Genomic DNA, 12,479 nt, shown 5'->3' with positions numbered 1-12,479 from the left:
CACCTAGTTTTGTTTAAATGTTTTGAACTGAATTTTAAGTTCGAATCCCATGTTTTCTGAAGACACATAACTAAAATACCCATTCATTTTTTCCGTTAATTGTTTAGAAATTCTTAGTCCTATTTTTACACTATCACTGTGTTTTTTATAATCGTAATTTACAAATTCAAGATCTCTAAAATAAGATTCTATTTCTGAAGTATTTATACCACTTGTTTTGTTTGCCACACTAAATATGGTATCTTTTGTATTTGTATCTATAGTGACTACGATATCGTCATTTTCATCAGAGAAAATGACCATAAAATTTAAAATATTATAAAGTATCGTATTGAAAATCTTTTTGTTACCAATAATTTGCGGATTGACGGCAATTAACTGTTCAATAAAATTAATATGCTTCCCTTCTATCTGACTCGTAAAGGATTTAATAACATTTTGATAGACTTTTAAAACGTCTACCTTATCTGTAGAGTAATTCTTTTTGTTGGTCTCTAAATTAATCGGTCTAAAATACACCGAACTTTGATTTCTTAAATTCTGAATTAAGTCGTCTAATTTTTGAATTTTCCTCTTTTTTTCTTCGGTTGTATCACCTTCTATTTCAGTAACAACCTCATTAATTTTATTTAAATCGTTACTAATTTGTTGAAACAAAAACTTAGCTTCATTTTCTTTCTTAATCACTTTATTTTGAAGCGATTTATAACTCGTCTGTACTTCAGACAACTCACCTCCTAAATACTTAATTTTCTCGTCTGCTCTTAGCTGTACCCCAATACGCTCTATTATCATACTCTTTCTTACCTTGGGAAAGAAAAAACTCATAAAACCTAGTAGTAAAAATAGATATCCCCCATTGTTTAAAATTTGATACGGATCCGTAATTTCCCCCATGTAGACTAAAACAAGAAAAGTAACAATAACTAGCAAATACTGAATAAAGCTATTTATTATAGACCATATAGCAAACGTATTAAAAGCAACAAACAACGCTATAAGTAAAGACGTGTAAACCATTCTGTTTTCAGTTCCGGAGTCTGAAATAGATACTAATGTTAAAAAATTAAAAGAGAATAGTGTTAAATGAATTAAAAGGTTAGGTGTTTTGTACCTTTGCGTGAAAAAATTATAAGTAAAATAAAAGAAACCTAGTAAAAATAATTTTAGAAGGACAAAGTCTAACCAATTTTTACTTAAAATTATAACATCTAAAAAAATTGTAAATAAGATTACAGCTATCATACTCCAAAAAATTGTTTTCCCAATTTTCCAAAATTCTTTCTGTAACTCTTTTTCTTTTTGTATTTCCTTTTTCAAAATAAAGTATTAAAAAATTAAAGAGATTAACGTGTTCTATACTGCCGAATTTTATTAAAATTCTAAACCTCCGAAAAGCTGTTGCAATGTATATATACATAAATATACAAATAAAACAAACACGTTCAACTACTTAAATAAAAGATTATCTTCCATTTTAGTAAAAAAAGTAGCACGTAATTATATACTTTTGTATAAAATCTTAAAAAATCTGTTCTATGAAAATATTGGTTATTGATGACAGTGACGTTATTAGAAAATTAATTAAACACAGTTTAAAAGATAGTAGTTACACTATTACTGTTGCAACCGATGGAAGTGATGCTATTGAGAAAATTAAAAACGAAACTCCAAACTTAGTTATTACAGACCTTATGATGCCACATGTTTCTGGACTAGAACTTGTAACTTGGATTAAGGAAAATTACGACGATCAAATTAAAATTATTGTTTTAACAGCTCTAGGTGAAGAAGACGTGGTTTTAGAAGCTTTTTCTTTAGGTATAGACGATTTTATTACTAAACCCTTTGATCCTAAAGATTTATCATTAAGAATTAAAAGATTTGAAATGTAAATAACATCCTTTTCTACAACATACAGAGACCAAAAGACATTCCAACTGTAATATGCCGCATTAACTAATTCTTCTATTCTATAGTTTTAACAACAAGATCTCTAGTTGTAAAAATCTCAATGCTTTATTATATAAATCATTTAGAACATTACTGTATTTATATTTACAAACTACTGTTCTAATTTCAAGACATTTACTTTTATAGTAGAGGACTTTCCATATTTGCCATATATCGTATTTTAAACAAAATGGTATTGCAATTATATTATAAATTGTAATTTCCTTAGCCTATCTTTGTTTCATTAAATTCCATTTAATTATATGTTTTTTCAAAATCATTTTAAGGTTATTGTTTCAAGTATTATTTTACTACTTATACTCCTGATTATTAGATATATTTCTATTATACTAATAAAGAAAATTGGTAGAAAGAGTGGTATTAACGAAGCCCGAATTCATCTTATTCAGCGTTATTCAACTGTTACCTTGTTCTTTATAGGGCTCTTGTTTCTTTCTATAATAATGGGAGCGCAACCGGAAGATTTAGCTTTAGTTTTTTCATCTGTTTTTGCAGTTATAGGTATTGCCTTATTTGCCATTTGGTCTATATTAAGTAATATTACTTCCGGAGTCATAATGTTTTTCTCGTTTCCTTATAAGGTTGGGGACAAAATAAGTATTCATGATAAAGACTTCCCTATTGAAGCTGTTATTGAAGATATCCGTGCATTCCAATTACACCTTAGATTGGATAATGGCAACTTAGTCACGTATCCGAATAACTTAATATTACAAAAAGCTGTAACTTTAGTTCAAAAGGATGCCATAACCGATGGTAACGATGCCATTTAATTTGAGTTAGTTACAATATGCAAAAAAAACCGAGAACTAAAAGGAATAAACAAAAGCCAGGCTTAGCACCTGGAACAATTGTGTATACGGGACAAAAATCGTCTCAATCTTTGTTTATTGAAGTTTTTAATTACAGTGCAAATCACATTTCCGAAAAAGAACTAACTAATATTGATGATGCTTTTGGGTATAAATCGGAATCTACAGACGAAGTGACTTGGATTAATATAAACGGTTTAAATCATACAGATTCCATCGAAAAAATGGGTAAGCATTATGGAATCCATCCGCTTATTCTAGAAGATATTGCCAATATTTCGCAACGCCCAAAAATTGATGAATTTGAAAATTACCTAGCCATAAGCATGAAAATGTTAAGCTACGACGATAAGCTGGGTTTAAATTCAGAGCAAATTAGTTTTATTCTGGGCCATAATTATGTGCTTTCCTTTCAAGAGGCCGAAGGTGATGTATTTGAAGGGTTACGAGATCGGCTTCGCCATGGCAAAGGTCGCATTAAGTCTTTGGGCTCCGACTATTTATTATATGCCTTAATAGATAGTGTAGTCGATCATTATTATTTAGTCATTGAAGCCATAGGCGAAAAAATAGAAGATTTAGAAGACGAATTATTTAATGGCACCGCCAAAGAGCAGGTTACTAATCAGATTCAAGATTTAAAACGTGAAATACTAAGAATTCGTCGTGCTGTTTTTCCGCTTCGCGATATTATAAATCGCATTGAAAAAAGTGAGCATAAACTTATTAATCCAAAAACACTGCCTTTCTTTCAAGATGTTTACGATCACACCATTCAGGTTAACGAAAACACCGAAATATATCGTGAAATGGTTTGGGGTTTAATGGATATGTACATGACAAGTATTAGCAATAAAATGAATGAAGTTATGAAAGTGCTAACTATCATGTCTTCCATTTTTATACCGCTAACGTTTATCGCTGGAATTTATGGGATGAATTTTGACTACATGCCAGAATTACATTACAAAAACGGCTACCCTATTCTTCTGGTTGTGATGCTTATCATGTTTATTTTTATGCTTTTTTACTTTAAGCGTAAAAGATGGCTTTAAAATATAAACACTACTTTTTCTATTTTTCTGAAATTATTTAGACCGGCTTACGTCTACTTTTACGGGTTTACGTTAAAGAAACCTTAAAACAGTTTAAATGCCGAGGCTACTTTTTATATTTGAAGCTAAAGCCTAATCTAATTCAGTTTAATGAAAAACCAATTCCTCACACTATTAACTTTATTATTAGTGTTTCCTGCGTGTTTCGCGCAACAGCCGAAAAAACCAAATGCCTCCGAAATTCATGAATCCATAAAAAAACTGAACTTTTTAGGTTCAGTGTTGTACCTGGCGGCCCACCCTGACGACGAAAATACGAGAATCATTTCGTATATGGCTAACGAAGTCAAAGCTCGAACTGCATACCTATCTTTAACTCGTGGGGACGGCGGACAAAATTTAATTGGTCCTGAAATTAGAGAGCTTTTAGGTGTAATTCGTACCGAAGAATTATTGGCAGCAAGACGTACCGATGGTGGTGAACAGTTTTTTACTCGTGCAAACGATTTTGGTTACTCTAAACACCCAGACGAAACCTTAGCCATTTGGAATAAAGAGGATGTTTTAAGTGATGTGGTTTTAGCCATCAGAAGATTTCAACCCGATGTTATTATAAATAGATTCGATCACAGATCGCCTGGAACCACGCACGGCCATCATACCAGTTCGGCTATGTTAAGTGTCGAAGCATTCGATTTAACTAACGACGCTTCTAAATATCCGGAGCAACTTAATGCAACTACAACTTGGCAACCAAAACGTATGTTCTTTAATGCATCTTATTGGTTTTATGGCTCGCAAGAAAAATTTGATGCCGCAGATAAAAGTAATATGCTTAGCATAGATACAGGTGTTTACTTCCCATCTAGTGGTTTATCTAATACAGAAATTTCATCTTTAAGCCGCAGTCAGCATAAATCTCAAGGCTTCGGAAATACGGGAACTCGTGGTTCTAGCTTAGAATATATTGAATTAATTAAAGGCGATATGCCTAAAAACGCAAATTCTGTTTTTGATGGTATTGATACCAGTTGGAATCGTGTTAAGAACGGGAAAGCTATCGGAAAATTAATTACTGAAATTGAAAAAGAATACGATTTTAAAAACCCTTCGGCAAGTCTGCCTAAATTAGTTAAAGCTTACACTTTAATCCAACAGCTAGAGGATAGTCATTGGAAAAGCATTAAAACCGAAGATATTAAAAATGTAATATCGGCATGTGCTGGCCTGTACCTAGAAGCTAGTGCGCAACACAATTGGGCGACAATAAACGAGGATGTAAATTTAACTATCGAAGTTATTAATAGAAGTGCGTCCAACATTACGCTACAAAGTATCGTGAATCCAAATAATGTTTCAATTTCTAAAAATATTAACTTAGAAAATAACACAAAGTTTAGCTTTAACGAACATTATGTCATTGACTCTAAAGCAGAAACAACCACGCCTTATTGGTTAACAGAGCAAGGCAGTTTGGGCATGTATAAAGTGGAAGATGAGTCTTTAATTGGCTCTCCGGAAACACCAAGAAGTCAGAATGTAACTTTTAATTTAGTTATTGAAAATACCACGATCCCGTTTACAAAACCTATTGTTTATAAAACCAACGATCCCGTAAAAGGTGAAGTCTATATGCCTTTCGAAATTGTGCCCATTGTGGCTTCGCAATTAGCGGAACCTGTAGTTATTTTCGAAAACAATACTCCTAAGCAAGTTGCCGTAGTTGTTACTGCAGGAAAAGATAATGTAGAAGGTACTGTTAGTTTAAATACTCCAAAAGGTTGGACCATTTCACCTAAATCCTTAGCTGTTTCTATTGGTCATCGTGGCGAAACTAAAACAGTTTTATTTACGGTTACACCACCAAGCAGTCAGAGTGAAGTAAAAATTACAGCTACAGTAACGGTAAACGGAACGACTTACTCTAAAGGATTGAATGAAATCGATTACGATCACATCCCATTTCAAACTGTGGTAATGCCACAACCAAGTAAGTTTGTTCGATTAGATATCATTAAGAAAGGGGAAAATATTGGCTATATACAAGGTGCTGGAGATGTCGTTCCAGAAAGTCTAAGACAAATTGGTTATCATGTTGCCATAATTTCTCCAGACGATATTACACCTGCTAATCTTAAACATTTTGATGCGATTGTTGTAGGTATTAGAGCCTATAATACCGTAGATGATTTGGCATATAAACAAAATGTGTTATTCGATTTTGTAAAAGAAGGTGGGAATTTAATCGTACAATACAATACCAATCACCGTTTAAAAGTTGATAATTTAGCCCCTTATAAATTACAACTTTCAAGAGATCGTGTCACCGACGAAAATGCAAAAGTAACATTTCTAGATCCTAAAAACGATGTATTAAATGTTCCTAATAAAATTACCGAAGCAGATTTTGAAGGCTGGACACAAGAACGCGGTCTATACTTCCCGGATGCATGGGGAAAAGAATTTACTCCTGTATTAGGCATGCATGACAAAAATGAAACAGAAAAGCAAGGCAGTTTATTAGTTGCCAAATACGGAAAAGGACATTACATATATACTGGACTAAGTTTCTTTAGAGAGTTCCCAGCTGGAGTTTCTGGAGCTTACAGATTATTTGCAAATATGTTATCAATAGGAAAAGAAGACATTAATACAGAACCTAAATTAAACAAGTAAAATGCAGGAAGAAAAGCCGATAAAACAAAATTGGAAACCTATTTATACTTGGGTTTTAATTGCAAATGCTGTATATATTATTTTGTTTTATATAATTATGAACGCCTTTTAATATGGAAACTTTAGACTGGATTATATTAATTGGTACGCTACTCGCTATTGTGGGTTATGGAACTTGGAAAACCCGAGGAAGTCAAAATGTTCAAGATTATATTCGTGGTGGAAATCAGGCACAATGGTGGACTATCGGTTTGTCTGTTATGGCTACTCAAGCCAGTGCCATTACATTTTTATCGACACCTGGACAGGCCTTTAACGACGGTATGGGCTTCGTACAGTTTTACTTTGGTTTGCCTATTGCAATGATAATAATTTGTATGGTTTTTATTCCGTTATACCACCGTTTAAAGGTATATACTGCTTACGAATTTCTTGAAAACAGATTCGATTTAAAAACGCGAAGTTTAACCGCGGGCTTATTTTTAGTACAACGCGGATTGGCCGCAGGAATTACTATCTACGCACCTGCAATTATCTTATCGGCCGTATTGGGATGGTCTTTAAATCAGTTAAATATTATTATTGGTGTACTCGTTATTATTTACACTGTTTCTGGAGGTACCAAGGCGGTAAGTGTCACTCAAAAACACCAAATGGCTGTGATATTCACAGGTATGTTTATTGCGTTTTTCTTGATTTTAAGCTATTTGCCAGACAACATTAACTTTTCGAATGCCCTAGAGATTGCGACCGTTAATGATAAAATGAACATTCTAGATTTCTCTTTCGACTTTGAAAACCGATATACATTTTGGAGCGGTATTATTGGTGGTACATTTTTAATGCTGTCTTATTTCGGAACAGACCAAAGCCAAGTACAACGTTATTTATCAGGTAAATCGTTACGAGAAATGCAATTAGGACTCATCTTTAACGGTATTTTAAAGGTGCCAATGCAGTTTTTTATTCTTCTTGTTGGTGTTATGGTTTTCGTATTTTATCAATTTAACGAATCACCTATTCATTTTAATCCGCACGCGCAAGAGGTTGTTGCTGCATCTTCGTATTCCGACGATTTTAAAGTCTTGGAATCTAATCAGCATCAATTATTCGAAGAAAAAAAGGATTTACTAAACGCGTATATTTCATCGCCTAATCAAGATTTAAAATCTCAAATCTCGACGGTAAATACTGCCGAAAAAGAAAATAGAAATGAAGCCAAGCTGCTTCTAGAAAAAGCAGCGAATGAGCATCAAACAAAAATTGAAACCAATGACAAGGATTATGTTTTTATTCATTTTATACTAAACAATCTTCCTCGGGGTTTAATCGGACTCTTACTTGCTGTAATATTAAGTGCCGCCATGTCCAGTACAGCGAGCGAGCTTAATGCCTTAGCGTCTACCACAACTATAGATATTTACAAACGTAGTTTGGCACCAGGACGTGACGATATGCACTATGTTAAGGCCACAAAATGGTTTACGTTTGGCTGGGGTTTATTAGCCATTTGTATTGCTTGTATAGCTTATTTAGCCGATAATTTAATTCAGCTTGTAAACATTATTGGTTCTATTTTTTATGGGAACGTATTGGGGATTTTCTTACTTGCTTTTTTCTTTAAACATGTAAAAGCAAATGCCGTATTTGTGGCCGCGATTATAACTCAAGTTATCGTATTACTAGGTTGGTATCAAGATTGGATGCCTTACTTGTGGCTGAATCTTTTTGGCTGTACTTTAGTCATTGCTATAGCATTAATAATCTCGTTTTTTAATCAACTTTTAAATCCGAAAGCAGATGACATCACAACCACATAAAACCATAAAATGGGGTATACTAGGACTTGGTAACATTGCACATAAATTTGCAAAAGATCTAGTCACTATAAAAGATGCACAATTACAAGCGGTAGCTTCAAGATCTATAGATAAAGCAAATGAATTTGGTAAAACATACCATGCCATTCAGGCTTACAACAGCTATGAAGCCTTAGCTCAAGATCCTAATATCGACGCCGTTTATATTGCAACGCCGCATAGTTTTCATAAAGAACATGCCATGTTATGCTTAGAGCATGGCAAAGCTGTTTTGTGCGAAAAACCATTCGCAATGAATACGGAAGAGGTGAAAGATATGATTGCCTTGGCAAAAGCAAAAAACGTCTTATTAATGGAAGCATTATGGACGTATTTTTTACCGCATTACCAGTTTGCGTTATCTGAACTAAAAAAAGAAACTTACGGAAAATTGTTAAAGGTTGAAGCCGATTTCGGATTTTCAAGACCATTTAACACGGCTTCTAGACTATTCGACAAAACTGTTGGTGGCGGGAGCTTATTAGATATTGGCATCTACCCTATTTTTGCAACACTTTCTACTTTAGGAGAACCTCAGGACATTGAAGCCACATGCACGACATTTGACAACGGAGCAGATTCGACCTGTGATATGATTTTTAAATATAAAGATAATACTGAAGCTGTGTTAAAAAGTAGTTTACTCGAGGACACGCCTACGCAATGTAAATTTACATGCGAAAATGCAGTCATCACATTAAACACTCAATTCCATGCACCAACCACAGTAACTATTAACCAAAACGGAGCAGAACAAACATTAGATTATACCGGACCAACTATTGGTTATAATTTTGAAACGCTTCATTTTAATCAATTACTTAGAGAAGGAAAAACCGAGAGTGATATAATGACTTACGATTTTAGTCTAAAACTCATTAAAACCTTAGATAAGGTTAGAAAAATTATTGCACTTGAATATAAATAGAAAAAGCCACAATCAAATGATATTGATTGTGGCTTTTTTATGTTTTGAACGTATTTAAACTATAATGCGCCCCACTCCTTTAAAGAATCAGTATTCATTTTAACATAATCTTTATTTCCAGCTACTTTAGAACCTTCTAAAGATTTTTTAGCCGCTTCAATAGCGCCTTTTTTATCCCCTGCTTTAGCATAAATTAAAGACTGCTTACGGTATTGGTAAAATGCTGGCTTTTCAGTCATACTCATAAATTTATCCATCCATGTTTTGGCTTGATTTATATCTTTATCAGACTCGTAGAAATACACTGCAGATGCGTAATAATCACTTGCCTTTGGACTTCCTTTCATTGTGCTATTAATATTTTTCATAACCATAGCATCTGTTGGTACTTCAAATTTAACACCAGCATATACTTTTCCCCATAGCATCCCGATAACAGCAGAATCACTTGTTAAATCATCAAAAGTCATTGTAAATGTTTCAATATCTACGGGCATTGGATATACTTTGGCTTTCGCTTTTAAAGCAACTTTACTATCGTCCCATGTTTTAGGTAAACCACTATTTGTTGCGTCGGAATAAAAAATCACATCCCAAGATGTTTTATTAGGTACCGTATATATCGCATACTCTCCAGATTTTAAGGTTTTACCATCGATAACAACATCGTCCGAAAATGAAATTTTAGTATTTGCATTTGCACCTGTTCTCCACGTTTCGTTATAAGGTACAAGATTTCCAAAAACTTCTCTTCCTCTCATATTTGGTCTAGAGTATTCTAAAGTTACTTGTGTTAATCCAACGGTTTGTTCCATTTTACTTAAAGGACTTGGTTGTGGCGTCTTTATTTGCGCATTCAGGCTGAAAGATGCAGCAAGTACACAAAGACTTAGCATTAATTTTTTCATGATATTGTTTATTTTTAGTTTCAGTAAAATTACATATTCACTTGGCCGTAATTTGTTAATAAAACCATAAATCAGTGAACTATTTCACATCATTTCGTTTAAAATCATGTTTAAAACTTAAAAACAGTCTAATCTAATTTAACGTACAGAATTCATAGCTTATCATCTTAATATAAATAAGTACGTACTTCTCTAAGTGTCTCCAAAACATCTATAAAAGACCAACACGATTAGACTTTTCAATCCGTTATAATATTAGTTTTTGAATGTAGTTATTTAAACTAATGATTCATAATATCAAAAATATAAATTGTAATACTACTCCCCTTTTTTTATCTTAACTTGTAACCTATAATTATAAAATATAACTATGATATACGTTGGGATCGCCTTCGTTATAATTCTCGCGTTTACAATCTATGCATTGCGTAAATTGAAAAGAAAAAAAGCAGATCAATTTCCTAAACAATGGCACGATTTACTATTAAAACATGTCGATTTTTATAGCACACTAAATACTGAAGATCAAAAACGATTTCAAATAAAAATGATGCAGTTTTTAAGTGAAGTCCATGTAGAAGGCATACAATTAGAACTAAAAGATTTAGACAAAGTGTTAATTGCTGCGAGCGCCGTAATTCCCGTTTTTGGTTTTCCTGAATGGCATTATTCTAATTTAAGTGGCGTCCTGTTATATCCCGATAATTTTAATTCGGATTATGAATTCGATTCAAAAAAAGAAAATCGAATTATTGCGGGCATGATTGGTACCGGACGTTTAGAAAAGCAAATGATTCTTTCTAAAAAAGCCTTGTATCACGGATTTTCAAATGAAAACGATAAGAGAAACACGGCCATTCACGAATTTGTACATTTAATAGATAAAATGGATGGAGATACCGACGGGGTTCCTGAATTAATAATGAAACATACGTACACCATTCCGTGGTTAAAGTTAATTCATAAAGAAATGGAAGCCATTCATAATAATAAATCAGATATTAGAGATTATGGAGGCACAAATCAAGCAGAATTTTTTGCGGTAGCTTCAGAATACTTTTTTGAGAATCCAAATCTTATGAAAAGGAAGCATCCAGAACTATTTAAAATGCTTGAACACTGTTTTCAAATGTCGCCAAACTCATACACAAAATAGATTATATGAAAATAAAATCAATTGTATTCACCTTAATTTTCACTCTGTTAAGCATTGTAATATCTCATGCCCAAGGTTTTCGTGTACGGTTAAAAGTACAAAGTGAAGCTTTAAAGAACAACTTAATTAACGATCCGTCTAACAGAGATGTAACCGTTTACTTACCGCCATCTTATCAGACTAGTCTTAATAAAAAATACCCTGTATTGTATTTCTTACATGGCTTTACCGATAGCGATAGTGAGTGGTTTGGATGGAAACACCATTGGATTAATTTATACGAGATTTTAAATAAAAGCATGACCGATGGCACTTCCAAGGAGATGATTGTGGTTATGCCTAACGCCTACACTACATTTAAAGGGAGTTTTTATGGTAAATCTGAAACCATGGGAGATTGGGAAACTTTTATAACCAAAGAACTAGTAGAATTTATAGATTTAAGATATAGGACACTGCCTCAAGCAAGCAGTCGGGGCTTAGCAGGACATTCTATGGGAGGTTACGGCACCATAAGACTGGGTATGAAATACCCAGAAGTCTATGCTGCGATGTATGCGCTTAGTCCGTGTTGTATGGAAGAAAGTCTTGTTCCTAATGCAGAAAACATAAAGAACATGGAAGCTGTAAATTCTAAATCTGGTGTTGCAGATGTCTCTTTTGTTGAAAGTATAAACATGGCATTTTCGGCGGCTTGGGCGTCCAACCCTAGAAAATTTCCGTTATATATCGATTTAGCTTATAAAGATGGTAAACCGCGACCAGAAATCTTAGAAAAGTTTAAAAACAACCAAATCTTATATACAGTCGATCAATATATAGAAAACTTAAAAACCTATAAAGCTTTTGCTATAGATGTAGGCACAGACGATTTAGAAATTTTCGAAGCCTCTAACAAACTCCATAGCATCTTATTAAACCATAAGGTGAACCACACATTTGAAACTTACAAAGGCAATCACACCAACAAAATTGGAGAACGTATTACAACAAAAACACTGCCCTTTTTTTCTAAACATTTAGAATTTGAAAGCAAATAAATTGTTGTAATTCTTTATAATTTTTCCGATCTTTATAAGTGTGACACACAACTTTTTAATACATATTAGTT

Annotated in this window: 10 protein-coding genes; 8 read left to right on the top strand and 2 right to left on the bottom strand. The window is 33.2% G+C overall.

Annotated elements, in window-relative coordinates; all coding sequences use genetic code 11:
* Window positions 1-3: 3 nt before the first annotated feature.
* Window positions 4-1,320 (bottom strand): sensor histidine kinase, encoded by a 1,317-nt coding sequence (locus ACKC83_RS12780; protein WP_434035797.1) that lies wholly within the window; start codon window positions 1,318-1,320, stop codon window positions 4-6.
* A gap of 218 nt (window positions 1,321-1,538) precedes the next feature.
* Here ACKC83_RS12780 and ACKC83_RS12775 point away from each other — a divergent pair, with 218 nt between their 5' ends.
* From ACKC83_RS12775 to ACKC83_RS12750, 6 genes are all read left to right on the top strand, one after another.
* Window positions 1,539-1,895 (top strand): response regulator, encoded by a 357-nt coding sequence (locus ACKC83_RS12775; RefSeq protein ID WP_414034251.1) that lies wholly within the window; start codon window positions 1,539-1,541, stop codon window positions 1,893-1,895.
* A gap of 321 nt (window positions 1,896-2,216) precedes the next feature.
* Entirely contained in the window at window positions 2,217-2,747 is a 531-nt protein-coding gene (locus tag ACKC83_RS12770) for a mechanosensitive ion channel domain-containing protein (RefSeq protein WP_434035796.1), read from the top strand.
* Window positions 2,748-2,764: 17 nt separating this feature from the next.
* A complete protein-coding gene (gene corA / locus ACKC83_RS12765; RefSeq protein WP_414034249.1) occupies window positions 2,765-3,841 on the top strand; it encodes a magnesium/cobalt transporter CorA in 1,077 nt (358 codons plus the stop codon).
* Between the two features lie 150 nt (window positions 3,842-3,991).
* Window positions 3,992-6,517 (top strand): PIG-L family deacetylase, encoded by a 2,526-nt coding sequence (locus tag ACKC83_RS12760; protein ID WP_434035795.1) that lies wholly within the window; start codon window positions 3,992-3,994, stop codon window positions 6,515-6,517.
* A 113-nt stretch (window positions 6,518-6,630) separates the two neighbouring features.
* Window positions 6,631-8,337, top strand: coding sequence for a sodium:solute symporter (locus tag ACKC83_RS12755; protein WP_434035794.1), 1,707 nt, complete (start codon window positions 6,631-6,633; stop codon window positions 8,335-8,337).
* The gene (locus ACKC83_RS12750) at window positions 8,318-9,304 is read left to right on the top strand and encodes a Gfo/Idh/MocA family protein (RefSeq protein WP_434035793.1); all 987 of its coding nucleotides are present in this window, start codon (window positions 8,318-8,320) and stop codon (window positions 9,302-9,304) included. The genes ACKC83_RS12755 and ACKC83_RS12750 overlap by 20 nt, the downstream gene beginning before the upstream one ends.
* A gap of 59 nt (window positions 9,305-9,363) precedes the next feature.
* Here the strand turns inward: ACKC83_RS12750 and ACKC83_RS12745 are convergent, their stop codons facing one another.
* Window positions 9,364-10,212 (bottom strand): DUF2911 domain-containing protein, encoded by an 849-nt coding sequence (locus tag ACKC83_RS12745; RefSeq protein WP_434035792.1) that lies wholly within the window; start codon window positions 10,210-10,212, stop codon window positions 9,364-9,366.
* A 370-nt stretch (window positions 10,213-10,582) separates the two neighbouring features.
* Here ACKC83_RS12745 and ACKC83_RS12740 point away from each other — a divergent pair, with 370 nt between their 5' ends.
* On the top strand, window positions 10,583-11,368 hold the full coding sequence (locus ACKC83_RS12740) for a zinc-dependent peptidase (RefSeq protein ID WP_434035791.1): 786 nt from the start codon (window positions 10,583-10,585) through the stop codon (window positions 11,366-11,368).
* Between the two features lie 5 nt (window positions 11,369-11,373).
* Window positions 11,374-12,408: an alpha/beta hydrolase gene (locus ACKC83_RS12735; protein WP_434035790.1), complete on the top strand. Its 1,035-nt coding sequence runs from the start codon at window positions 11,374-11,376 to the stop codon at window positions 12,406-12,408.
* Window positions 12,409-12,479: the final 71 nt, after the last annotated feature.

It is taken from the genome of Formosa bonchosmolovskayae, assembly GCF_051016085.1.
Lineage (GTDB): Bacteria > Bacteroidota > Bacteroidia > Flavobacteriales > Flavobacteriaceae > Formosa.
This window is presented reverse-complemented; position numbering and strand designations above follow the sequence as displayed.